This is a genomic window from Endozoicomonas sp. ALB032, assembly GCF_049310125.1.
Lineage (GTDB): Bacteria > Pseudomonadota > Gammaproteobacteria > Pseudomonadales > Endozoicomonadaceae > Endozoicomonas_A.
In genome coordinates this window covers 4,108,253-4,133,051 of the sequence record NZ_JBLYNW010000001.1, presented here as the reverse complement: position 1 = coordinate 4,133,051, position 24,799 = coordinate 4,108,253, and the positions used below count along the sequence as shown (strand labels likewise).

Annotated in this window: 22 protein-coding genes; 13 read left to right on the top strand and 9 right to left on the bottom strand. The window is 47.8% G+C overall.

All coding sequences use genetic code 11. From position 1 onward, the window contains the following. Window positions 1–143: 143 nt before the first annotated feature. Window positions 144–722 (bottom strand): hypothetical protein, encoded by a 579-nt coding sequence (locus tag ACO6VG_RS15890; protein WP_422474678.1) that lies wholly within the window; start codon window positions 720–722, stop codon window positions 144–146. A 239-nt stretch (window positions 723–961) separates the two neighbouring features. Here ACO6VG_RS15890 and thiS point away from each other — a divergent pair, with 239 nt between their 5' ends. From thiS to smrA, 6 genes are all read left to right on the top strand, one after another. Further along, a complete protein-coding gene (thiS, locus tag ACO6VG_RS15885; protein WP_422137599.1) occupies window positions 962–1,162 on the top strand; it encodes a sulfur carrier protein ThiS in 201 nt (66 codons plus the stop codon). A gap of 57 nt (window positions 1,163–1,219) precedes the next feature. After that, window positions 1,220–1,987, top strand: coding sequence for a thiazole synthase (locus tag ACO6VG_RS15880; RefSeq protein ID WP_422137088.1), 768 nt, complete (start codon window positions 1,220–1,222; stop codon window positions 1,985–1,987). After that, entirely contained in the window at window positions 1,987–3,102 is a 1,116-nt protein-coding gene (gene thiH, locus ACO6VG_RS15875; RefSeq protein WP_422133195.1) for a 2-iminoacetate synthase ThiH, read from the top strand. Before ACO6VG_RS15880 ends, thiH begins: the two co-directional genes overlap by 1 nt. Window positions 3,103–3,250: 148 nt before the next feature. Continuing rightward, window positions 3,251–3,709 (top strand): type III secretion system chaperone, encoded by a 459-nt coding sequence (locus ACO6VG_RS15870; protein ID WP_422133194.1) that lies wholly within the window; start codon window positions 3,251–3,253, stop codon window positions 3,707–3,709. Then, window positions 3,706–4,668: a hypothetical protein gene (locus ACO6VG_RS15865; RefSeq protein WP_422474676.1), complete on the top strand. Its 963-nt coding sequence runs from the start codon at window positions 3,706–3,708 to the stop codon at window positions 4,666–4,668. The genes ACO6VG_RS15870 and ACO6VG_RS15865 overlap by 4 nt, the downstream gene beginning before the upstream one ends. A 149-nt stretch (window positions 4,669–4,817) precedes the next feature. Then, the gene (gene smrA, locus ACO6VG_RS15860) at window positions 4,818–5,396 is read left to right on the top strand and encodes a DNA endonuclease SmrA (RefSeq protein WP_422474674.1); all 579 of its coding nucleotides are present in this window, start codon (window positions 4,818–4,820) and stop codon (window positions 5,394–5,396) included. 69 nt (window positions 5,397–5,465) lie between these two features. On the opposite strand, the gene rplT is transcribed toward smrA, so the two are convergent. From rplT to thrS, 4 genes are all read right to left on the bottom strand, one after another. Beyond that, window positions 5,466–5,822: a 50S ribosomal protein L20 gene (gene rplT, locus ACO6VG_RS15855; RefSeq protein ID WP_257254376.1), complete on the bottom strand. Its 357-nt coding sequence runs from the start codon at window positions 5,820–5,822 to the stop codon at window positions 5,466–5,468. Between the two features lie 36 nt (window positions 5,823–5,858). Further along, complete coding sequence (gene rpmI / locus ACO6VG_RS15850) at window positions 5,859–6,050, bottom strand: 50S ribosomal protein L35 (RefSeq protein WP_034837404.1); 192 nt, start codon at window positions 6,048–6,050, stop codon at window positions 5,859–5,861. Window positions 6,051–6,250: 200 nt separating this feature from the next. Beyond that, window positions 6,251–6,793 (bottom strand): translation initiation factor IF-3, encoded by a 543-nt coding sequence (infC, locus tag ACO6VG_RS15845; protein ID WP_252180580.1) that lies wholly within the window; start codon window positions 6,791–6,793, stop codon window positions 6,251–6,253. An 83-nt stretch (window positions 6,794–6,876) separates the two neighbouring features. Continuing rightward, entirely contained in the window at window positions 6,877–8,799 is a 1,923-nt protein-coding gene (gene thrS, locus ACO6VG_RS15840) for a threonine--tRNA ligase (protein WP_422133191.1), read from the bottom strand. 570 nt (window positions 8,800–9,369) lie between these two features. On the opposite strand from thrS, the gene ACO6VG_RS15835 reads away from it, so the two are divergent. The 3 genes from ACO6VG_RS15835 to mnmH all read left to right on the top strand — a co-directional run bounded on the left by ACO6VG_RS15835 (window position 9,370) and on the right by mnmH (window position 13,396). Continuing rightward, window positions 9,370–10,605 (top strand): hypothetical protein, encoded by a 1,236-nt coding sequence (locus ACO6VG_RS15835; protein WP_422474672.1) that lies wholly within the window; start codon window positions 9,370–9,372, stop codon window positions 10,603–10,605. A 469-nt stretch (window positions 10,606–11,074) separates the two neighbouring features. Next, the gene (locus ACO6VG_RS15830) at window positions 11,075–11,995 is read left to right on the top strand and encodes a hypothetical protein (RefSeq protein ID WP_422133189.1); all 921 of its coding nucleotides are present in this window, start codon (window positions 11,075–11,077) and stop codon (window positions 11,993–11,995) included. Window positions 11,996–12,286: 291 nt separating this feature from the next. Then, the gene (gene mnmH / locus ACO6VG_RS15825; RefSeq protein ID WP_422474670.1) at window positions 12,287–13,396 is read left to right on the top strand and encodes a tRNA 2-selenouridine(34) synthase MnmH; all 1,110 of its coding nucleotides are present in this window, start codon (window positions 12,287–12,289) and stop codon (window positions 13,394–13,396) included. Here mnmH and ACO6VG_RS15820 read toward each other — a convergent pair. After that, a complete protein-coding gene (locus ACO6VG_RS15820; protein ID WP_422409123.1) occupies window positions 13,372–14,355 on the bottom strand; it encodes a hypothetical protein in 984 nt (327 codons plus the stop codon). The genes mnmH and ACO6VG_RS15820 overlap by 25 nt on opposite strands. 177 nt (window positions 14,356–14,532) lie before the next feature. Between ACO6VG_RS15820 and ACO6VG_RS15815 the strand changes: the two genes are divergently transcribed. From ACO6VG_RS15815 to ACO6VG_RS15800, 4 genes are all read left to right on the top strand, one after another. After that, entirely contained in the window at window positions 14,533–15,687 is a 1,155-nt protein-coding gene (locus ACO6VG_RS15815) for a MalY/PatB family protein (RefSeq protein ID WP_422474668.1), read from the top strand. A 258-nt stretch (window positions 15,688–15,945) separates the two neighbouring features. Further along, the gene (gene ovoA, locus ACO6VG_RS15810; protein WP_422133185.1) at window positions 15,946–18,087 is read left to right on the top strand and encodes a 5-histidylcysteine sulfoxide synthase; all 2,142 of its coding nucleotides are present in this window, start codon (window positions 15,946–15,948) and stop codon (window positions 18,085–18,087) included. A gap of 170 nt (window positions 18,088–18,257) precedes the next feature. Next, a complete protein-coding gene (gene tsaA / locus ACO6VG_RS15805) occupies window positions 18,258–18,965 on the top strand; it encodes a tRNA (N6-threonylcarbamoyladenosine(37)-N6)-methyltransferase TrmO (protein ID WP_422133184.1) in 708 nt (235 codons plus the stop codon). Between the two features lie 28 nt (window positions 18,966–18,993). Then, window positions 18,994–19,233, top strand: coding sequence for a YheU family protein (locus tag ACO6VG_RS15800; protein ID WP_422133183.1), 240 nt, complete (start codon window positions 18,994–18,996; stop codon window positions 19,231–19,233). Between the two features lie 64 nt (window positions 19,234–19,297). Here the strand turns inward: ACO6VG_RS15800 and ACO6VG_RS15795 are convergent, their stop codons facing one another. From ACO6VG_RS15795 to ACO6VG_RS15785, 3 genes are all read right to left on the bottom strand, one after another. Next, the gene (locus ACO6VG_RS15795) at window positions 19,298–20,608 is read right to left on the bottom strand and encodes a hypothetical protein (protein WP_422474665.1); all 1,311 of its coding nucleotides are present in this window, start codon (window positions 20,606–20,608) and stop codon (window positions 19,298–19,300) included. 476 nt (window positions 20,609–21,084) lie between these two features. Continuing rightward, window positions 21,085–22,440 (bottom strand): hypothetical protein, encoded by a 1,356-nt coding sequence (locus tag ACO6VG_RS15790; RefSeq protein ID WP_422474662.1) that lies wholly within the window; start codon window positions 22,438–22,440, stop codon window positions 21,085–21,087. An 815-nt stretch (window positions 22,441–23,255) separates the two neighbouring features. Then, entirely contained in the window at window positions 23,256–24,773 is a 1,518-nt protein-coding gene (locus ACO6VG_RS15785) for an IS1182 family transposase (protein WP_422137198.1), read from the bottom strand. Window positions 24,774–24,799 lie beyond the last annotated feature (26 nt).

Genomic DNA, 24,799 nt, shown 5'->3' with positions numbered 1-24,799 from the left:
CGCATCAGGTCAGACCTAACCTTTTGATCAAGTTCGCCTTTTTTGCCAAGGAGCCTTGCCCGACCTGGTCCAGGTCAGCGGCATTGGCAGCTGACTCAACTTCAGCCAGGGCAGTGACGTTGCTGTGATTTAAAACCTTCCATCTACCTGTGTTTTGAATAAAGGGCATCGCAATGAAATATATTCTTTTTTCCCGGGAACTGCGAGCTTGGCTGAACCAATATAAAAAACAAGCCACTTCCAAGCTCATAGCCATTCAATTCTCTGTTTAATGCACTAACAAAGCGAGAAAGCTTACGCTGGCTCATAGATAAATAGTCTTTTTCCTCGACTCCCAAGCCTGCTCCACAGTGTATCTGGTCATGATAAGTGCTAAAAACTTTTATTGTTGATGACCAGGCGTCCGAAGTAATCAGTTGATTCCCAGAAAATTTTTTATCGAAGATATACTGCACCGAAAAAACAGCATCCTCCGGTGTTGCAACATAACCATTTGAAAACAATTCATTTCGAATTAACGCAGAAACACGTTCTGGAGTAGAACATCTTTTATTCAAAGCCTGTGGCAGGTTATGCTCAATGTAAGCCTTAAATGAATCCGATAACGGCAAGCTGTTTGTCTTAACAGTTATTAGTGAATCAGGGTAACATACCGATAAATCCGCATAACATACCGATGCAGCCAGAAAAGCTAAAGCGGTTACTATTTTTCTGAAAACCATATACAACCTCAAGTCATTGCATATATGTAAACTGTTTAACCTGTTTTTCAGTTTTAAGTTCAATATTCTCGTCTCTGACCCTATCCACTAGCCCATAAGCCCTGCCATGGCAAGTCTCGCTACGCCGCTCAAAAAGGCTGACCGAGATCACAAGAACGGCTCCTGACTGCCCACCATTTATCCGGAGAAGAATTTGCTTTAAACTTCCCCCCTGTTTTCAAAACCTCCCAGAATGATCTATGCAATTTTTTGTTAATGACCAGCCCCTGAGCTTTGAGGCCCCTCTGACGCTCGAGCAGCTGCTGGAACAGATCAATCAGGCTGAAAAGAGCGTGGCACTTGCGGTCAATCAAGAGATCGTCAGTCGCTCCCAATGGCCCCGCAGAAAAGTAGAAGAAGGTGACCGTATCACCCTGATCAAGGCTACCGCAGGTGGCTGATAGCGCGCAGAAATCGCACTTGGAATGACCGACAATTTATCGAACTACAGGGCTGGTATGCTGACCATTGCTGATAAAACCTTCCATTCTCGCCTGTTTACCGGTACCGGGAAATTCAATAACAGCCAGACCATGGCTGAAGCCATCAGGGCTTCACAGAGCGAACTGGTGACCATGGCACTTAAGCGAGTGGACCTGAATAATGATCAGGATGATATTCTCTCACCCCTGATTGAAGCAGGTGTTAACCTGCTGCCCAATACTTCCGGTGCCCGCAACGCCAAAGAAGCCGTGTATGCAGCCCAGCTGGCCAGAGAAGCCCTGCAGACCAACTGGCTAAAACTGGAAATTCACCCGGACCCCAAATATTTGCTGCCTGACCCCATCGAAACACTAAAAGCCTGCGAAGAACTTGTCGAACTGGGATTTGTTGTTCTACCTTATGTTCACGCTGACCCGGTCTTGTGTAAGAGACTGGAAGAAGCGGGTGCCGCTGCGGTTATGCCTCTCGGGGCACCCATTGGCAGCAACCTGGGCCTGAAAACCGAGGCGTTTCTGAACATCATTATCGAGCAGAGCCAGGTCCCTGTGGTTGTAGATGCCGGTATTGGCAGCCCTTCCGACGCCGCTAAAGCGATGGAAATCGGAGCTGACGCCGTGCTGGTGAATACAGCCATTGCTGTTTCAAATGACCCGGTAGCCATGGGTATTGCTTTCAGGGAAGCCGTGACAGCTGGCAGACGAGCCTACGAGGCTGGCCTCGGAATACGTTCGCACCAGGCTCAGGCAAGCAGCCCACTGACTGCATTTCTGGAAGACTTTTAATGTCATTTGTAGACACGTTTAACCAGTTAAACTGGGATGAAATCAGGATGAGCATCCTCAGCAAAACCGCTGCGGATGTCGAACATGCCCTGTCCACCGGCAGACTGGCCCATGATCAGTTTCTGTCGCTCATCTCCCCAGCGGCTGAACCTTACCTGGAACAGATGGCACAGAAAAGCATGGCACTCACCCGCCAGCGTTTTGGCAATACAGTTCAGATGTACATTCCCTTATACCTGTCCAACAAGTGCACCAACATCTGTACCTACTGTGGTTTCAGCCTTGACAACAAAATTCGACGCAAAACCCTGAGCACGGAAGAGCTGGACCGGGAACTGAAAGCCATCAAAGCCATGGGGTTTGATCATATCCTGCTGGTGACTGGCGAAGCCCAGGGCACGGTGGGCACCGAATATTTCAAAACCGTACTGGACAAAGTCAGATTGCACTTTTCCCACATTACGCTGGAAGTACAACCTCTGGAACAGAGCGAATACGAAGAGTTGATGGCGCTGGGGCTGGACGCCGTGCTGGTTTACCAGGAGACTTACAATCGCCCGGCCTACGGGAAATACCACCTGCGAGGCAGCAAGATGGATTTCGACTATCGTCTGGAAACCGCTGACAGACTCGGCAGAGCAGGCATCGACAAAATTGGTGTGGGCGCCCTGATTGGTCTGGAAGACTGGCGTACAGACTCTGCCATGGTCGCCGCACACCTCGACTACCTGGAAAAGACCTACTGGAAAACCCGTTACTCCATCTCTTTTCCCAGACTGCGCCCCTGCGAAGGTGAATTCCAGCCCGTTTCCGTCATTTCAGACAGACAACTGGTACAGCTGATCTGTGCTTACCGCCTGTTTAAACCGGAAGCGGAACTGTCACTGTCCACTCGAGAGTCGGAATCGTTCAGAGACAATGTATTGCCTCTGGGTATTACCGCCATGAGCGCTTTCTCAAGCACTCAACCTGGCGGTTATGCCAATGGTGCCGTGGAATCTCTGGAACAGTTCGCCATCGACGACAACCGTCGTCCTGAAGTGGTTGCAGCTGCGATTAAATCAAAAGGTCTGGAACCGGTCTGGAAGGATTGGGACCGCAGTTATAGCCACTAACCCAAGTCATCTCATGATCTGATTGTCGGGCCTGGTCATTAAGACAGGCTCTGACAGCCTGATGATACATAGCTCTTCCGCCAAACCCTTCAATTTCATTTATCCAAGCCGAACCAAACACTAATGATTTGCTATGGAGAGCCCGGCTATGATTGAGCCTTACGAACAATTTAAAGAGTTTTTAAAGGACTTTGGTGAACATATTGGTCATGACCTGACCACAGAAGACAACACCTGCGCTCTGGTAGACGAGCACAATGAGATCGCAGTGATCATAGAGTTACCTGAGAACAGTGATCTGTTACTGCTGCACCGTATGCTGACAACCATGCCAACAGATCCTGAGCTACAGGCCGCCAGAGCAATGCAGCTGTTGTCTCTCAACGGAGCCCCAGACAAGCTCAAAGGTGCCTGGTTTTATACGGACCAGGATGGAATAGGTTTGCACCTTATGACCAGTCACCCTGTCGGCAGTCTGACCCATGAGACTTTCAATAACCTGGTGCTTGGCTTCATAGAGCTCGCCAACACATTAACCCGGGAACTGACAGAAGAAGAGCAGGAGCTTACTTACGACTCATCACCTTCTGGAGGGATAGCACAATGAGAGGAGTCTTCTTTGGAGCAGGTTTATCTGCAAGTAGATACGCAGAAGCAAACAGTAGAAGTGAAGATACTCAAAAGCCCAAGCTCAAACCAATGACAAACTCACCTCCGGGTTATATTGGAAATTTTGCATCATTGACCAACCCCTGGCAGCATCACGTAGGAACTCTGACTCCGGATAAAGGTACTCCCAGAAATAACTGGCGAATGGGTGAAGCTATGGCTGTTGAGGCAAGGATTGCCGCTTACCCTTACGAAAAGTCCATAGACGGCTGGGGATTAAAAGATAAAAAGATCCTGAATGAACTTAAGTCCTGGGATACTGACCGCCGTCTCGCCCTGTATGCTGGCAAAGCAGCCGGATTATCCACCAAAGGATCCGAAGGCTGTGTGTTCGACAAGAAAACCGGGCTCACTGCCTATATTCTTCGTAACCCCAAAACCAGTCCTCCCGAAGTTCGCATTGTTTTTGGCAGCTGGGACGCCCTGAAAAAACCGGATGAGCTTTCTCATACTGGAAGGTTCAAAAAAGCATTCACTCTCATCCGCTGGGTACGAAATCTGAGAAACGCAAGGCGAAAAACTGTGCCTGAAAGTTACCAGCAAGCCAGCAAGCTCACTAAGCAGGTTCAGAACCTGATGAAGAAAAACAGTGCCTTTAAAGGCTGGACTCTGAAATTATCGGGCTACGAAAAAGGCGGGGCTCAGGCGGCTTACGCAGCGGTTTCACAAGATAAGGTTTTACCTGCCAGATGCTTTTCCAGTGAATACATGAGCAGCCATATTATCAACTCTCTGGACAAGGAAAAACGGCAGGCCGCCGATGTCATCCACTACCAACCTGTGGAAAACGAGTACGTATTGAATCTGGAAAAGCATGACAGGTTTTTCCAAAATAAAGTCATAGGAAAACCTGTTGCTATGTATGCCTTGAATTATGAAAAAACGAATTTCCTCTGAATTCAGGTTTAGGGAAAAAGTCGCTTAAAGCAGCTATAGTTCTCCGGATACACAAAAACAGGTACTATCAAAATTCATTGAGGTGTATCCAAACGTCAAACTTCCAGACCGTCGAGCACCTCTGACCGTTCTACGACAAGTACAAAGCCATGAGTTACGACGACCAGGATCTGTTCCTCCAGGAAATGGAGGGAGTAGCTCCCCTGAAAAGCAGCACCAAAGCGAACCTCAAGAAACATCAGACAGCGACTCCCGGTCAGGCCCTGAGAAGGAAGGCAGCCCAGGCTGAGCTGAATGACCCTAATTTTTTATCTCTGGATAACCCGAAAAGAGTCCAGCCTTACGATCACCTGGAATATAAACGCTCCGGTGTTCAGGAAGGTGTTTTCAAGAAAATGAGACTGGGCAAATACGACATTGAAGCCAGACTCGACCTGCATAATCACACAGCGGCTGAGGCTCGAAAAGCGGTTTTTGACTTCATCAACGACTGTCAGCAACACGAGCTTCGCTCACTCATTATCAATCATGGCCGGGGCCTGAACACTAATCCCCCGGCCATCATTAAAAGCTACGTCAACACCTGGCTGCGGGAAATGGACCAGGTACTCTGCTTTCATACCGCATTAAAGTTTCATGGCGGTTCTGCGGCGCTGTATGTGGTGCTAAGAAAGAGTGAAAGAAAAAAACTGGAAAACCGGGAGCATCACTCCAAACGCACCGCCTGATTCTGACCCAACACATAAAACGGGGTTATGGAAAACCATAACCCCGTTAAAGGCTGATATGAATCAGACTCAAGCCAAAGAAGCTTTAGCCTTTTCAACCAGCTGACCGAAAACAGCCTTGTCGTGCACAGCCAGATCAGCCAGAACCTTACGGTCGATTTCGATCGCAGACTTTTTCAGACCCGCGATGAAACGACTGTAAGACAGACCGTTGGTGCGCGCACCGGCGTTGATACGGGCAATCCACAAAGCACGGAACTGACGTTTACGCTGACGACGATCGCGGTAAGCATACTGACCAGCTTTGGTTACAGCCTGTTTGGCTACGCGAAATACACGTGAACGTGCTCCGTAGTAACCTTTGGCGGCCTTGAGAACTTTCTTGTGACGCTTGCGCGCGATTACACCACGTTTTACACGTGCCATGAGCTATATCTCCGAAAAAAATGATCTATAAAGCGATTAGTCGCGCAGCATACGCTTAACGAGGCCCTGGTCAGCAGGTGTTACCATGGAGGTACCACGCAGCTGACGCTTACGCTTGGTGGTCATTTTGGTCAGGATGTGACTCTTGAAGGCACCCTTACGCTTGTAACCGCTGGCCGTTTTTTTGAAACGCTTGGCGGCACCACTGTTGGTTTTCATTTTTGGCATGAAAAAGCACTCCGCATTCGCGACCACCTACCCCTTCTCATCTTGGAAAGCGGCGCCCGTTTCAGGGCCATGAGGTGTCGGGATATTAAAAATAAAAGCGACTGTCGTTTAATCCGGGAGAAAATTTTCTGTGTAGAAAAGCCTCATCCAGGACATGAAAAACCGGCCACTGAGGCAGTGACCGGTTTTTCATACTCAAATCACTTCTTCTTTTTCGGGGCAATAACCATGATCAGTTGACGACCTTCCATCTTTGGACGCTGTTCAACGGTACCAATCTCTTCCAGATCTTTTTCAACCCGGTTCATCAGTTCCATGCCCAGCTGCTGGTGAGCCATCTCACGACCACGATAACGAAGAGAAACCTTCGCCTTGTTGCCCTCTGTCAGGAAACGTACCAGGTTGCGCAGTTTTACCTGGTAATCCCCTTCCTCTGTGCCCGGGCGAAACTTGACTTCTTTCACCTGGGTCTGAACCTGTTTCTTCTTGGCTGCGGCTTTCTGCTTCTTTTGCTCGTACTGATGCTTGCCGTAGTCAAGGATCTTACAGACTGGCGGTTCGCTGGTTGCATTAATTTCAACCAGATCCAGCCCTGCTTCCTGGGCCATGGACAAAGCGTCACGGGTATCGACCACCCCTACCTGAGAGCCATCGGCTCCTATTAGACGGACTTCTTTGGCACGGATATTCTCATTAATCGGCGCCTTCTGCGGGCGACGATCGCGGAAGCTGTTACGTCTGATGGGTGTATCTCCTGTAAAGGCAGCCTGTGCGAAAGGGCTCGTCGACGTTTAACATCAAGATCGACAAGCCCGTTACAGATTAATTACGCAGTACGGCCACGCTTGCTGATATCCGCTGCAAGGCGCTCCTTGAATGCCTCTACAGGCATGGTACCCAGGTCTTCACCTGTGCGGGTACGCACAGCAACGGTTCTGTTTTCCATTTCCTTATCGCCAATAACCAGCAAATAAGGCACCTTATTTAAGGTATGCTCGCGGATTTTAAAGCCGATCTTCTCGTTTCTCAAGTCCGCTTTTACCCTAACTCCCTTTTCCATCAACATTTTTTCCAGTTCTACCGCATAAGAAGCCTGTCTGTCAGTAATGTTGAGGATGGCAACCTGCTTGGGAGCCAACCATGGCGGCATGGCCCCTTCATAGTGTTCAATGAGTATGCCGATGAACCGCTCAAACGACCCCAGAATCGCTCTGTGGAGCATGACCGGTGTTTTGCGTTCACCGCTTTCATCGACATATTCAGCACCCAGACGGCCCGGCATCGAGAAATCCACCTGAATCGTACCACACTGCCACACCCGGCCAATGCAGTCTTTCAGGGAAAATTCGATTTTTGGTCCGTAGAAAGCACCTTCACCCGGTAGTTCTTCCCATGGCAGCGCCTGTGCATCCAGAGCATCGGCCAGGGCTTTTTCGGCTTTATCCCAGATTTCATCAGAACCCACGCGCTTTTCAGGACGCGTAGACAGTTTGTAAAGCATGTTTTCACGACTGAAGCCAAAATCCTCATACACCTCATGGAGGAAATCAATAAAAGCAGCCACTTCCGACTGAATCTGATCTTCTGTTGCGAAAATATGGGCATCGTCCTGAACAAAGCCACGGACACGCATGATTCCATGAAGCGCACCAGATGGCTCGTTACGATGACAGGAACCAAATTCCGCCAGTCGCAGCGGCAGATCACGGTAGCTTTTCAGCCCCTGATTGAAGACCTGGACGTGACACGGGCAGTTCATGGGCTTAACAGCAATATCACGCTCTTCCGAATTGGTGGTGAACATGTCGTCCTGAAACTTGTCCCAGTGACCGGATTTTTCCCAGAGGGAGCGATCCACCAGCTGAGGCGTTCTGATCTCTTTGTAGCCATGCATAATCTGCTTTTTACGCATGTACTGTTCCAGTTCCTGATAGATGGCCCAGCCATTGGGGTGCCAAAACACCATGCCCGGTGCTTCTTCCTGCATATGGAACAGGTCCAGCTTCTTACCCAATTTACGGTGATCACGCTTCTCCGCTTCTTCCAGACGCTGCAGGTAAGCTTTCAGGGCTTTCTTGTCTTCCCAGGCCGTTCCATAGATACGGGTCAGCATTTCGTTGCTGGAATCACCACGCCAGTAAGCACCGGCCACACGCATCAGTTTGAAGGCTTTCAGCTTACCTGTTGAGGGAACATGTGGGCCACGGCAAAGATCCATCCACTCACCCTGACGGTAAACAGAAATCACTTCATTTTTCGGCAGGTCATTAATGATCTCGACCTTGTACTCTTCACCCATGGCTTTGAAAGCACTGATGGCTTCGTCACGGGTCATCACCACTCGCTCAATCCCCAGATCCTGCTTTGCCAGCTCAGCCATGCGCTTTTCAATCTTCTCCAGGTCTTCGAGGTTAAATGCCCGCTCATAGGAGAAGTCATAATAGAAGCCATTATCAATCACGGGACCAATAGTGACCTGGGCACCGGGGTACAGATCCTGAGTGGCCATTGCCAGCAGGTGAGCCGTTGAGTGACGGATCACCTCAACACCTTCTTCGTCACGGGAAGTGATAATAGCCAGCTCAGAGTCATCGGTGATTTTGGCACTGGCATCTACCAGCTCACCATTAATACGACCCGCCAGAGTCGCCTTGGCCAGGCCCGGACCAATATCCTGGGCCACTTCCATGACAGAAACGGCGTCAGCAAATTCGCGCTTGCTGCCGTCGGGAAGCGTAATTACAGGCATGAGGAGATATTCCTTAATTTTTTGCCGCCAGGGCTTTTGCCGCCATTGGCATTATGTTCATCTTCAGTGGCAACCTGTACCGGAGGCTGCTTGCTCAGCGTTCTTGCCAGCCCATACCAGAGGCTGAGAACTTTTGTACCAGTGGCAACCCATACCAGGGGATGCTTGGATTTTCTCACCGATCGAAAGGAGAAAATCTTCGGACAGTCATTAGTATTTAGCAAAGAAAAGCCGAAAGATTATTATTTTGAGTTTTTCACAGCCTGTGTCAAGTCAGGAAAAAGATAACCTCAACAGGGCTCTTGAGTTTTTAAAGGCAAGAATGGAGAAGTATCCTCCCAACGTGGGAGCTCTTTAACCGGAAAGAGCGAGAAGCTCAGTACTTTTGCGACAGCCTCCCGGGAGGGATAGCTCAGCACGCCCAGCCAGAAAGTAAAAACTCCGGAAGCTTCCAGTAAATCCGAACAAGTTGCATTTCATCTTACATTGTCTATACCTATCCGAGCCACGACAAGCCGGTCGAGCCGAATTCAGTTTATATCAATCAGCCTGTTGATGGAGAACCATCCAATGCAGTTATTAAAACCTGATCGTCTGCTTTTAATATCGACGCTGATTGTTTATATCCTGAGTCATTCGGCTTTGGCTAAAACTGACATAAATACGACGGCGTCAGTCAATCCTGAAAGTTCCACCTTTTCTTCAAATTTCAGTGAGCCTGCAATCGTTTCAGAATTTAATGTCAGCTCATCGAGTACGGTTTCCCTGGGTATCAGGCTGCCCCTGACATCATCAGACGATATCCTTTTCAGGGAAAACCAAGGTGGACTGACGGGCTTTATCTGCTCACTGATGAACCTGCCTAGTAACTCAACTTTCGTTTATGGCAACAGCTCTCACTTGAACAATATTAAAAATCATCTGGGATGTGACGCCCCCCCTCCAGAAGAGACCATAAAAAATAAACCCGATTACGACCGCTGGGTGAGCAGTGTTTCCATCTGGGTTCGCGAGGGCGTGGAGATGTTCATACTGCTTAGTGCCTCTATAAAAGTTAACCCTAGAGCCAGAAAGCAGATTTTGTACGCAGCGTATCTGACCAGTGCCATCACTATGAGTAGCCTTTACAGTACTGGCGTTGCACTCGCGGCATCCGGTAAGGAAATCCCCGAGAAATGGATTCAACTTATTGACGGGTTAACAAAATTAAAAGCCAGTCTCTGCATTGGTGGCTGGGCTCTTGGGATGGCTGGAGGAATTGCAGATAAAAAAGAGCTCGCCTTATCAGGGTTACTGATAAATGTTATCTCGAACACGTTTCGCGAAACCGGCAATGCCGTTCTCACTACTCTACCGCTGATCCTTGATAAAAAATACGAAGCCGGCCTATTGGGTTTAATCCCTTTGGGGATCATTGCTTCAAAACTCATAAAATTCAACCCGAAAACCAACACTGTCTTTTTGCAGAGGTTCTCATGGTTTGTAATGGCCAGTCTCGGGGCCGGACTGTTCTCGGGAGCCTGGCATAATTTTGAAAAAATTGCCGGTGAATCCGCTACTGTCTGGGATTTGGGCAAACAAACAACGGTGAGCGATGGCTATGAGATACTCAGCGATAAAAAACTGCCAATGTCGATTATTGCTCCCTTTGGATACAGACCCGATCCTACGGTTATCACCTTAACGTCCGGCCTGGGCTATTTTACATTGGTAACTCTTGCAGGCCTCTATCTTGTTATCCACAGAGTGCAACCCACAAGTATTGATCAGTTACTGCCTGATAGCGCCGAGACATTGGGGTTGTAATGCTTATACAAGCTTTCCTTTGGGCTGTTCGGCGATCCTGCAAACGAGTTGCGTTTCACCCCAGATTTACTATACCTACTCGAGCCAATACGAATGTGTTCATAACAGCTTATCTGAATTCAATCGATATCAATCAGCCGGTCAGCTCATGGAGACACATCCAATGCAACGGTCAAAAACCTGTCTTGTGCTCTTAATATCGACGATGATTGCTTATGTTTCTGTTCATTCAGCTCTGGCTAGTCCTGCTCTGAATACTTCAGAATTAGTTAAATCTGACTACTCCACAGTGGCTTCAGCAGTTAACGGAAGCACACCTGCTTCAAAATTCAATATCATACTACCGGATAGGGTTTCCATGAGCACCAGACTGCCGCAGACAGCATCAGACGATATCAGCTGCGGGGAGAACAGAGGAAAGCTGAAAGCCTTTGTCTGCTCAGAAATCAACAACCCGAATAACTCAACTGTGTTTTATAATAACAGCTCTGACTTTAACGCCATTAAAGATAAACTGGGATGTGAAAGCTCTACTGCAACTGTCGCCAAAAAAAGCAAACAAGGTACCGAGCCGCTTCTTACCAGCGTTGCTATCTGGATTATGGAAGGCGTGGAGATGTTCGTACTCCTTGAGGGCTCTATCAGAGTTAAACCAGAAGCCAAATATAAGATTTTGGGGACAGCGCTTGGCACCAGTCTCATTACCATGGGCGGTGTATTCACTTCGGGTGTCTTACTCTCGCAGTCAGGGATGGAAATCCCCGAGAAATGGGTTGAACTTATTGCTGGCTTAACATCATTAAAAGCCAGCATCTGCGCTGGTGGCTGGGCTCTCGGGCTCGCTGGAGGTGTCACAGGTAAAAAAGAACTTCTCTTGTCAGGGTTGCTGATCAATGTTGTCTCATATACTTTTCGCGAAGCCGGAGAAGGCGCTCTGGCCACCTTACCGCTGATCCTTGATAAAAAATACGAAGCCATTTCCTTGTCTTTTATTCCTATGGGAGTCATTGCTACAAAACTAATACCATTCAACCCGGAAACCGATAGCGCCTGTTTGAGAGCATTTTCATGGATTGTAATCGCCAGTCTGGGAGCTGGACTGTTCTCGAATGCCTGGCATGAATTTGAAAAAATTGCGGGTCAATCGAGCACTCTCTGGGACTTGGGAAAAAATTTAATCGTTGGCAATAGTTATGAAATACTCAGTCGTGAAAAACTGCCTATGTCAATTGTTGCTGCCTTTGGATACAGACCTGACCCTACAATTATTACAGTAACCACCGGTCTGGGCTTTTTTACGTTCGTATCTTTAGCAAGCCTCTACCACCTTCTCCACAAAGCCAAACCCAGAGGCAACAGACAGCTTGAAATAGAAATCATGCAGTTTTAATGCTCATCAAATGTTAAAAACCTGTTGTCAGAAAGCCATTTGGGCAATCGCTATGGCGATGTAAACCTTGTGCAGAATGTTGTACTCAGATATACACAGCAGCCAAACTCTGATTCCTATACACAGCCTGTATTGTGCTGCCTGGTTTTGTTCCGGTAAGTTTGGCTGTACTCTGCCCTTCTATATCCGATAGAAACAATCCACACTTGCTTAAACAGACAGGTTCCAGCGAAACTATAGGGCTTTTGGACAAGAACCCAGCCCGCTCCCGTTGAGCTGTTACGGAACCTTATGACCCAGCAACGCCCGGATACTCACGACTACCTCGCCCTGTTCCTGAATGATGTGCCACTAATGGATGTTCGGGCACCTGTTGAATTCAACAAAGGTTCATTCCCACTGGCGACCAGCCTGCCAATCCTGGATGATTACCAGCGTGAAGTGATTGGTACTGAGTACAGGCAGCGGGGGCAAGATGCTGCCGTCGCCCTGGGTTATCAGCTAGCCACTGACGATGTGCGTGATGAAAGAGTGACCCACTGGCAGCAATTTGTACAAAAGCATCCAGAAGGCTACCTATTCTGTTTTCGTGGCGGTCAGCGCTCTCATATTACCCAATCCTGGCTGGCCGAGTCCGGATCCCCTTACCCTCTGATCAAAGGGGGCTACAAGGCACTGAGAAGGTTCCTGATCGATGAACTGGAAAAGTCTGTTGAAGACATTCCCTTTATGATTCTCAGTGGCAAAACCGGTACCGGCAAAACTCGTCTGATTTATGACATTGAAGACAGCATTGATCTGGAGGATTTGGCCAACCATCGGGGGTCGAGCTTCGGTCGTCGTTATGGTGGCCAGCCCACTCAGATTGACTTTGAAAATCGTCTTTCTATCGCCATGCTCAAGCACCGCCACTTTAAACCAGGGCGCGCTCTGCTTCTGGAAGACGAAAGCAAGCTGATCGGGCGCTGTAGCCTGTCCCAGGTGTTCAACAACAAGATGCAAAAGTCCTCCATTATTCTGCTGGAAGCTTCTATAGAAGAGCGTGTAGAGATAGGTCTTCAGGAGTATGTCAGCAATAACCTGGCCGAATACCAGAACGTTTACGGTAAAGAAGAGGGCTTTGCCCGCTTCAGCGAGGGGCTGACTGACAGCCTTTGCCGGATTCGCAGAAGATTGGGTGGAGCCCGTTATCAGGAGCTGGGAGAGCTTCTCTCTTCAGCCCTTCAGCAACATGAAGTTCATGGTGTCATTGATGGTTATCGGCCACTGATTGAGCAATTATTGGTTGGCTACTATGACCCCATGTACGAGTATCAGCTGGAGCAGAAACAGGAAAGAATTCTCTTCAGAGGTAACCGGGACGAGATCAGAAACAACTATCCTGAGCTGGTATTAAATTGAGAAACAGTTCGGTTCCGGTAAAAAAGAGCCATACTCGAAACCAGGATGGCAATGACTGCCCACTCCTGATTGTTGGGTATGCGCCCTTCCAGCATGAAGACAAAAAGCACTCCAAATAAAACCTCAAGGGTTGTGCAGGGATAAAATCCTGAATCACTGTTGTGCGACACTGCTTTGCGTCTGCATATCCGGGCCAAACCGGTGGCTAATATCCCTGCTACCAACCCCCCTCCTCCGAAGTAAGCCCAGTCAATATTGACAACACCTCCCGAAAACAGGGTGAATTCAGGGTGGTCCAGCCAGGTCAGTGGATAAATCATGGGCAATGCCAATACAGAGCCCAGTCCGGTTAACAGATAACGATCGGAAGGATCAATATCGGGGCGCTCAGTAGCCATTAATAACTGTATGCGGGTACCTGTGAGCCAGCAGATACTCGCCAGCAGTAAACAGAACAATCCATAGACCATACTCTGCTCATGTGAGTCCGGATTAACCTGATCAAACTTCTGGGAAATCAACAGAAAAAAGGCTCCAATCAACAGCAGTAGAGGCATAGTGAGCTGGCTGGCAGCCTTTCTTTCCAAAAAGCATTTCTGAAAAATCATGGGTAAGGCGGCTATCAGAATACAGGCAAAAACGCCGCCGAGGCTCCGGATACTGATGACAAGAAACAGGTAATAAAGAAGATTCGTCAGCAGGGCCACCCAAATCCATGGCACGATACCATCTTGCCGGACTCTTTTAATAATCTCGCGACGAAAAAGGACAATGATAGATACCCATAGACCAAATACTGCAAAGCGTCCTGCTACCAGCTCAATAGCAGAATATTCCGACATCAATCCAGGAAGAATGATCAGACTCCCCAACAAGGCTCCTGACAACAGCGAATAGACAACGCCTCTGGCAATCAACTCGGGACTTCTCCACAGAGAAACTTCAGGTTCTCTGAGCATTGTCTACAAAACCGTGATTTTCCAGCCTCCTGGCAGGATTTACCACCCTGAGCTGACCAGCGAGACAGCAAAACGGATAAAATCGGCAAAGCCATCCTGATAAATCAGATTTCAAAAAAGACTGACTGCAGGTAGTATCAGTGAAACACATTCAATCCAACCCCGGGGGAAGTATCCGTGTCCACAGATTTCGATACTTTTATCGACCGAAGTCATACCTCAAGCCTTAAGTGGGATCGCTACAAAGATAGAGATATCTTGCCTTTCTGGGTGGCGGATATGGACTTCAAATCCGCCCCTGAAATCATTGAAGCTGTGCAACAACGTGTTGACCACGGTGTTTTTGGCTATACCCTGGCCGATGAGGGTCTGGAAGATCGAATTGTCGAGCGAATGCAAAACCTCTACGGCTGGCAGATTGAAAAAGACTGGATTGTCTGGCTGCCGGGACTGGTGACCGCACTCAATATTGCGGTGAGAAGCGTCGCTGGTCCCGGAGAGACCGTTGCAGTGCCTCTGCCGATTTACTACCCCTTTCTGATGGCACCCAGGTTGGGAGGACGCCAGATGATCGGACTGGACTGGGTGATCAGGGACAATCAGTGGCAGCTGGATTTGGAAGCCTTTGAACACAGGATCACCGACGACACCCGGCTGTTGATGCTATGTAATCCTCAGAACCCCAATGGCCGGGTACTTACCCGGGAAGAACTGGAGACTATCGAGGCGCTCTGCAAAAAGTACAGCATTGTCGTCTGTTCTGACGAAGTGCATTGCGACCTGATTCTTGATCGTAATGCCGAACACATCCCCTATGCCAGTCTGAGTGAATTCACCCGGGACACATCTATCACCCTGATGTCGCCTTCCAAGACATTTAATCTGGCCGGCTTTGGCTGTGCCTTTGCCGTAATACCAGATGGCACATTGCGCATGGAATTTCAAAGAGTGCGCAAGGGTATCGTCCCTGATCCGGATAACATGCTGATAGGCTTCACGGCTGCCAGAGCCGCCTACGAACATGGCGAACCCTGGCGCCAGAGTCTGCTCGACTATCTTCGGGGTAACCACGATTTACTGATGTCCGAAATCAATGACATTAAGGGCTTAAGTATGCTGCCACTGCAGTCTACCTACCTGGCCTGGATTAATGTCAGCGAACTGGGCCTGGATGATCCACACCGCTTCTTTGAAGATGCCGGTGTGGGATTCTCCCCCGGTGCCCAGTTTGGAGACCGTGACTACCTGAGACTGAACTTTGGCTGCAGTCGATCTACTCTGGAGGAAGGCGTTCGCAGGATCAGGGCCGCAATAGCTGAGTTCAAACCCTGAATGGATTATATAGGTCTGTCATTGAATAACTGACAGACCTTTCAACTCTTTCCAGAGCAATCCATTGATAACCTGTCATCCAACAACACTTTGAAAACGTATGATCTGTGGCAGCGCGAAAGGCATTAGTCAACTGGCTGAAATTGACATATCGGTCAACCTTGATACTACTGCCTTTAAGCTCTAGACCATATAGGATATTTTAATAGTCTCTGGTCAAACCGTAACGCATTGTTAAATTGCTTTGGAGGTTAGCTCGTGCCAAATGTGACGTCTACTGAAAACACCTCGCCACTCCAGATCCCCACAAGAACGCTGATACTCGATTCAGGCACTCCGGAAGCAAAGCGCCAGGAACTGATTCAGTATTTCTGCGAAACCTACGATATCTACGATCGTCTTTTTGAAACACTCACCAGTGATGAGGCCTATTATCGTAAGGCTATTTCCCAGAGACACCCCCTGATTTTCTACTACGGCCATACCGCAGCATTTTTTATTAACAAACTGATTGCTGCCCGCCTGATTAATGAACGAGTAGATACCGATATTGAGGCAATGGTAGCCATCGGCGTTGATGAAATGTCCTGGGATGATCTGGACGAAAACAACTACGACTGGCCAACGGTTCCAGCCATGAAGGAATACCGTCAAAAAGTCAGGGCACTCATCGTTGAATTTATAGAAACCATGCCTTTGGAAATACCCATCACCTGGGAAAGTCCAGCCTGGCTGATCATGATGGGCATAGAGCATGAGCGCATCCACCTGGAGACCTCATCGGTTCTCATTCGTCAGCTACCCCTGGCTTACGTCACGCCTCACCCGGACTGGCAACCCTGCAAAACTTCCGGGGCAGCGCCGGAAAATCAGTTGATTGAACATGCCGGTGGCCACCAGATTCTCGGCAAGCCATATGATCATGCTCTTTATGGCTGGGACAACGAATACGGTCACTATGAAGAAACTATCCCTGCCTTCAAGGCCAGCCAGTACCTGGTCAGCAACCAGGAGTTTCTTGAGTTTGTCCGGGATGGGGGCTACAACGCCGAAAAATATTGGACCGACGAGGGCTGGGCGTGGGCTACCTTTGCCGAAGCCATTCACCCTGAGTTTTGGGTTCCCGGTGATGAAAATTACCGATACCGGACCATGCTGGAAGAGATAGACATGCCCTGGAACTGGCCCGTGGATGTCAACTGCCATGAGGCTCAGGCTTTCTGCCGATGGAAGTCAGAAATGACAGGGCTGCAGATACAACTGCCGTCCGAAGCTGAATGGTATTGTTTGCGAGACAGCATTGATACAGACCAACCTTATTGGAAACAGGCTCCTGGCAACATCAACCTCGAATACTGGGCCTCTTCCTGTCCGGTTAACCAGTTCAGGACGGGGGACTTTTATGATGTCATTGGCAATGTCTGGCAATGGACAATGACTCCCATTGATGCCTTTGAAGGCTTCAAGGTTCATCCCTACTACGATGACTTTTCAACCCCCACATTTGACGGCCGGCATAACCTGATCAAAGGTGGCTGCTGGATCTCGACAGGAAACTATGCGATCCGGGATTCCCGATATGCTTTCAGGCGACATTTTTTCCAGCATGCCGGTTTTCGCTATGTTGAATCCACTGCTGAGCTTAATGCCAACCTGAACCCCTACGAAACCGATGTGCTGGTGGCTCAGTATTTGGAATTTCATTATGGTGAAAGCTACTTTGGTGTTGAAAATTTCCCCCGGGCTTGTGCCGAAGTCTGCCATGAGCTGTTGACAGACCTCAACTGCACCCGGGCACTGGATCTGGGCTGCTCGGTAGGGAGAAGCAGTTTTGAGCTGGCCCGCTGGTTCAAACATGTTGATGGAATCGACTTCTCAGCTCGTTTTATCTCTGCGGCCTCCAGGCTTCAGCAGAATGGAAAAATTCGATACTTTGTGCCCTTTGAGGGAGAACTGGGTGAATACCGTGAAGCCAAACTGACTGACTTTGCCGATAACATTGATGTCAGTCGTGTTCTGTTTACCCAGGGAGACGCCTGTAATCTCAAAACCAAATACAATAACTATGACCTTGTCTTTGCCGGGAATCTGATTGATCGACTCAACGATCCCCATAAATTCCTTTCTTCTGTTCATGAGCGAATCCGTCCGGAGGGACTGCTGGTGCTGACTTCGCCCTATACCTGGCTGGAAGAATACACGTCAAAGGATAAATGGCTGGGAGGAATACGTGAGAATGGTGAGGCCCTGACAACCTATGACGGGCTGAAAAGAGTTCTGGGCCAACATTTTGAGGAGATTAAACCACCCAGAGATATTCCTTTTGTCATCCGGGAAACCGCCAGAAAACACCAGCATACCCTTGCCCAGGCAACCTTCTGGAGAAAAAAGACTTCCTGAAAACAACAGGAGTCTGATAGTCTCTGTCAGGCTCCTGATCTTTCTAAAGAAATCCTGATCAGGCCCAGCACAGTTGCTTTGAAACAATGACCCGTCATGAGGCTAAGACCTGTTAAGAGCCTCATTTTTCCATTATATTGCCCGGTCAAAACAGCGATTACGGGTTAAATGTGAGCAAAAGCAGTTTCCAGTTTCAACAAATTGGAGTGATTCACTCCTGCTACCGGCAAAAATTTGGAATCCCCCGCCAACCGGGCATTGTCACAGCGGCAGAGTCAGAGCTGGAACTGTTACCACCCTTCAACCAGGAGAACCTGGTACGTGGTCTGGAAGGTTTCTCTCACCTCTGGGTTCATTTTGTTTTTCACGAAACCATGAATCAAGGCTGGCGCCCTACCATTCGCCCTCCCCGACTTGGCGGCAAACAGCGCATGGGCGTTTTTGCCACTCGTTCGACCCATCGTCCTAACCCTATTGGCCTGTCTGTGGTAAAACTGAAAAGCATCCAATCGGGGAACGGCAAGTTGATACTGAGACTGGCAGAAGCTGATCTGCTGGATGGCACACCGGTTATTGATATCAAACCCTACCTGCCCTACGCCGATGCTCTGCCAGAAGCTAAAGGTGGCTTTGCACCTTTACCCGCCATCATGGCAGCAGTGGAATTCAGCGAAGAGGCCATGATTAAATGCCTGGCTTATGAACGCCGGACCGGACGCTCTCTGGTGGAACTGATTCAACAGGTATTGGGGCAGGATCCACGCCCGGCCTACCTCAGAGATACCACCGGGCGAAGGCATGGCTTCGCACTCTGGGACGTTAATGTGGTCTGGGAGTCCAGGGGAGACCACTTTCTGGTCACCGATCTGGAATTATAACCATAGGGCCATCTTCAGGAGCTGAAGAATGATTATTCCTTATCAGGAACTAAACACAGAAACACTGCACAACCTGATTGCTGAATTTGTCAGCCGGGAAGGGACCGACAACGGTTTTGAGCAGGATCAGGAGAGTCGTATTCAGCAGGTACTTGGGTTATTGAAATCAGGTGAAGTCTCTATTGTTTTTGATCCCCAAACCGAGAGCGTCAATATCATACCTGCCAAAGAAGCTCAAAATTATGAGTTTATGGTCAACCACACCTGAAAGCTCAGGCTTTTTTTCAACACATCAATTACCCCGTCAGGGTGGCGGGGCATGAAACCACAAACTAAAGTTGATTCTGATCCTTTAATAGCCAGAACAATAAGGAGAGCTTTGTCTCTCCTACCACTCCAGTTCTGCAGTATGTCAATTGCAATGCAGGAAGACCAAAGCCCATTATAGATGCTAACGCCCTGCTGGTGTGTCTGATCCAGGCCTGCTTGATATGGTATGAAAGAAAGAACCAGGTATGAGTGATGGCCTGATCCAGAAGAATCAGGACTGCAATTGCGGCTCTCTGATAGGTTAATGCTTGCATCTCATTATTGATAACCTGAGCACCTGTATCCGGATCGGAACCGGCTATAAATGAAATGTTGACTACCAGATTTGTATAAGGCGAGGCTGTTAATAAATTGGGTGAAATGGATGACGCGGATGAAGCAGGCTCTAGCGTAGTACAATTACAAGCAACATCAAAGCCTGTCTCAGACCATTCGCTCACTGGAGCAAAGCCTGTATGATAACCGTTTCCCAATTCAGCCACGCAGCTATGCTTATCGTTATGATCCGTTGCTATCAGACCCCATGCCTGTTCTCTGTCTTTTAATCCAAACGCTCCCTGAATTATTTTGATACCTGAACAGTAACTTCTACCGTCAGTAGGTACGAATATAACGGTTTTAGTGTTTTTCATGGTCAACTGCACTTTCCCTGTTTTCTCAAAACACTCAACATTCAGTACAGCGTTTTGAAAATCTTTCCGTCCTTTTACGCCTCTCAGAAGATCAAATTCAGAATTCATAAATCGATAGACGAAGTTTACTTCTGATGCTCTCCCACCAGCAAAGCTTCTACACCCGAGTTTCACTGGTTTAATCCGCATCTTATTATCTGCCGGATCCAGCACCACTTTGACGTTGTTCGCAACAAAGATACCTGCACCCATCAGATTCAGAACGCCTGCCAGTAGATGATTCTGTTTGGTTGGAGTTAATTCGGAAGACCCAGCCAGAGCCACTGTTGATGAATTATTCAAGACTTGGGGATTCCTGGAATCAATTTCAATATTAGCCAGATAATAGACAGAATCACTGTGAGTCGCCGATATCACGAAGTGATCCTGTAAGACTCCCTGAGTAACAAACACAGGCAGAATATCCGCTCTATTTCCCACAAAAGCCGAGTTATCCGGCAAGTGAAAAGTCGATCCCCCTTCGTGGCTGACACTGGCAGCCTCTGTCAATGGCAATTCATAGACGACTGGCTGTTTCTTTTCATGTAATTGCTCTGCATCAAAGATAAAGAGGGTTGGATAGAGCGTTTCAAAAACCTCATGACTCAATCTTTCTGATGTAGCAGATATTTTTCGTATCATGACCGTTTCAGGAATTAGAGAAAGACGATTGTTCTTTTCCCTGATAAGTGCCTTGAAAGCGGCTAAATGATGACTGCACACGTTTCTGTCGACACGACTGGTCAACTCAGAACAACTCGAAACCTCTGTATATGTGGAGCTGACCGTTGAACTAACGGCAGGAAAAGCACAACTGGGGAAGGCATAAATTGATAACAGTAAAGCAACTACTATATCTAACCTGAAAATTATCATAACAGTAATCTGTCGATTTTTTAAAAGTCAAGATAGAAGCGTCCTTAACGTAACAATCCTTCCTAGGGCCGTTATTCATCCTAGACCAGATATTTAATAAATAAAGGCAAAGTCTTCTCTAGCAAAAAGAATATCCATTGTCGTATTTTTTTAACCGAATGAGAAATTACAGCAACGCAGGAGCAGTTGCCACGAACGCCTGAAAAACAGGTCAGAAAATGTGATTTCGTACGGTGGGGTACTTAGAGTGAATCAAAATCATCATGTAACAGAGAGTGCCTTATCGGCGATACACTGTACCCTTTCAATCCACTGACACATTTCGGAACCAACTGGAGTGCTGGGAGACCCAAACCCAATGTAGCCGCCAACACCTGACTGGTGTGCCTTATCCAGGCTTGCCTGATACGGTCTGAAAGCCGGAACCAGATTTGAGCAATGAACTGGCTCCCGCCGAACAGGCAACATATACCTATGATCTCTAATCCGGTTAATTTTGATCTGCTGATTTTATTCCCGACCAGAGCATCTGCATCAGCCGTTGTGTAAGGTATCTGAGTTGCAAAGGGAGAAGCAGTGCATGCAACATTAAAACCTGCCTTAGACCATACACCCACTGGAGCAAAACCCGCTCGATAACTCTTCTCATATTGAGCCCAACAGCTCTCTTTTTCGGCATGTTCAACCGGTATCCAACCCCATGCCTGATCACTGTCTTTTAATCCGAACGCTCCCTGAACCATTTTGATATCAGAACAGTCACTGCCAAAGACGCCGCCCATATAGTGATCGGGATCCGATGGATTAGCAGGGTCAATGGATAGATCGTTACGAAACTGATCAACGACACTGTTACAGGTAGAATTAAAAAAGCTCAGAATATTTTCCTTAGGCAACAAGCTAATGGAGAACAACACACTACTGCCCTGGGGCATCCCGCGTCCTGCAGCATCAGTTTCAGTGGATACAGACAAGACAGTTGTAGTGTTTTTCATAGTCAACCGCACTTGCCCTGTTTCCTTATAACATTCAAGATTCAATGCAGCGTTATGAACATTATTTAACCCTGGCTGAAGTTCAATGTCAGAGTCTGTAAATCGATAGATGAAATACTCTTCTGCTCCTCTCCCATCAGCATAATCAGTACACCCCATGTCTACTGTATTAACCCTCATCCCATTATCCGCATGATCAAGTACCACCTTGATATTGTCTGCAACAAAAATACCTGCCCCCCTCAAATCCAGAATACCCGGAGGCGCATGATACTGCGTGGTCGGGGTTGAACCGGGGGATACTGTGGCAGCTGTTGCTAATGAACCACCCTGCTCTTGAGGATTTCTGGAATTGATTTTGATATTCGCCAGATAATAGACGGAATCATTATAGGTTGCCGACATCACGTGATGATTCTGCATGCCTCCCGCAATCACAAATTCAGGCAGAATATCCTCTCTGTTCCCCACAAAAGCCGAATTAACAGGCAATTGAAAACTCCTGGTCATCCTGGGATTGCCACTGTCAGGCTCTGTCAGTGGTAATTCATAGACGGCGTGTTCACCCTTTCCTGATGATCGCTCTGCATCAAAGATGAACAAGGTTGGATGGGTGTCCCTAAAAACCTCATGACTCAATCTTTCTGTTGTAGCGGATATTTTTCTTATCCAGACCGTCTCAGAAATTGGAGCTGCGGTTGAGGAAGGTGTTGCCGAAGATACCTGATTATTCTTTTTCCTGATAAGAGCCTTGAAAGCGGGTAAATGTTGACTGCACACCTTTCTGTCGAAACTACTGGTTAATTTTGAACAACTTAAAAACTTTGTATATTCGGAACCGACCGTTGGCCCAACAGTAGTGATAGCATGACAAGAGAAGCCACAAATTGCTGACAATAGCGCAACAGCTAACCCGATTCCGGAAATATTCATAACCGCACTCTGTCTGATTTTTAAACGTTAAAACAGAAGTATCCTTTCCTTAACCATACTTTTTAAGGGCGTTATTTATCCTAGACCGGATATTTCATAAATACAGGAAAAGTCCTGTCCCATAGTAAATAACCCGGACCACCGAATTGTGGAGGGTTCAGAAAAACCTTCCGGAGGCGGATCATATGGGCTCCTAGGAGGCCGACCGAGAATAGCGCCCGTAGCGAGGACGGCAGAAAATTGAGGATGAAAATTCGGTTTTGTGAGGAGAATAGCGAGCTATTTGACGAACAAAAGCGGATTTTCAGACCAATTTGCTGCCGCCGCAGTAGGGCAGTCTATTCTCGGTCGGCCTCCTAGGAGCCTGACCGAGAATAGCGCAACCAGACCAACAGAAGTTTTCCCAAATCTTAAAATGAGCAAAAAATATCCAATTATTAGTGGGATTTTGCTCATTTTTGCATATTTATGCCTTCTCACAGCCTCTATGCTGCCTTTTTAGCCTCTTTCAAATCTTCAAGACGGATTGACCTCGTGGAAGCCGCTTTTACAAATTTTTTGATATTATGCGCAGTGCATACCAGTGAAAATTCCGCTGAAACTTTTTCTTTGCCGCGGAGACTGAACCCTCGGAAACCAGATTCTTTTATCTGTCCAAATGGTGGCTCCGCAATAACTTTACGACGCTCATATATGGCTTTCGCACCGGCTGTCTCCATTTTCTTATTCATAGCCTGACGTGCTTTTTCAAACTTATCGGTACGGATAACCCTGCCAGCCTCTTTCTTTGAATCACTGCAATTCCGACGATAAGGGCATTCCCTGCATACCGTCTTGTTTGCCCGGTAGCTTTTTCTTTTGCTTTTGCTGGCCGGGTTCGTTACCAGCTTTTCCCCTGCCGGACAGATAAATACATCAGCTTCGGAATCATACGCAAAATCCGCTTTGACAAACTTCCTGTCAGAGCTTTCAAGGTCGTCAGCGGCAGGCTTCTCCGCCTTGTCGGTTGCGATATAGGCATCAATCTCATGTCGCTCGACTGTATGTAAGTTTGACCCTGAAAAGTAACCATTATCCATACTCCACTTATCTACAGCCGCGCCATCAGTGGCTCCTGATAATGCCCTCAGCGCCGGCTCCACTTCCTGTACATCGTTGGCGTGTTGGCTGACATGCTGGCCAACAATGATCTGGTTATCGGAATCAACTGTAATTTGAGCATTGTAGCTGTACTCACAATACCCCTTCTTGCTCATCATGCGGGCATCGTGATCTGCAAAACTGATCTGCTTTTTGTCGTCTATTGGTTTGTCTGGATTTAAAGCTTTTTCACGTTCTTCAAGTGCTTTCTTGGCCTCTTTGATTTTTTTCAGGCGCTCTTCTTTAAACTGGAGGTCTTCAGGAATGCTGTAACCATTGGTTGCTTTGTAGGCGTCATCTTCTTCCTGATCACACTGACTGGCTTTTTTGATCAGCTCATCCACTTCGGCACTGAGTTCTGCCTCTTTCGCTTTGAGCCTCCCGTAGCTCATGGCCTTGTGTTTTGAGCTGTTGGCTTTGAACTTGGAGCCGTCCAGGCTGATATGACCCAGTGATGCCATTTTGAGTTCAATGGCCAGTTTGACTGACTGTTTGAAGCAGTCATGGAAAAACGACAGATTATCCTTACGAAAGTCACCAAGAACCCTGAAATTCGGGCAGTTCATTTGTGAGATATACATGAACGCCAAGTCTTGTCGACACCGTCGCTCAATCTCACGGGAACTGAAAACACCATGGCTGTATGCGTAGATCAGAATAGCGACAATGAGCTTTGGAGGGTATGCGTGCTGACCAAGGTGGTGATATTTTTTTTCGACTTCAGACGTATTAATGTTCTGAAAAATGCTTTCATAAATAAAACAATCATGATCTTTGGGAAGCAAATCGAAAACGTTGGTTGGGAACAGCAGATGCTGATCAAACTCAACAGGACTGTCCTTAAACTTTGGTGGTGGTGACATTTGGCATAATCAGAGTTGGTTTAAGG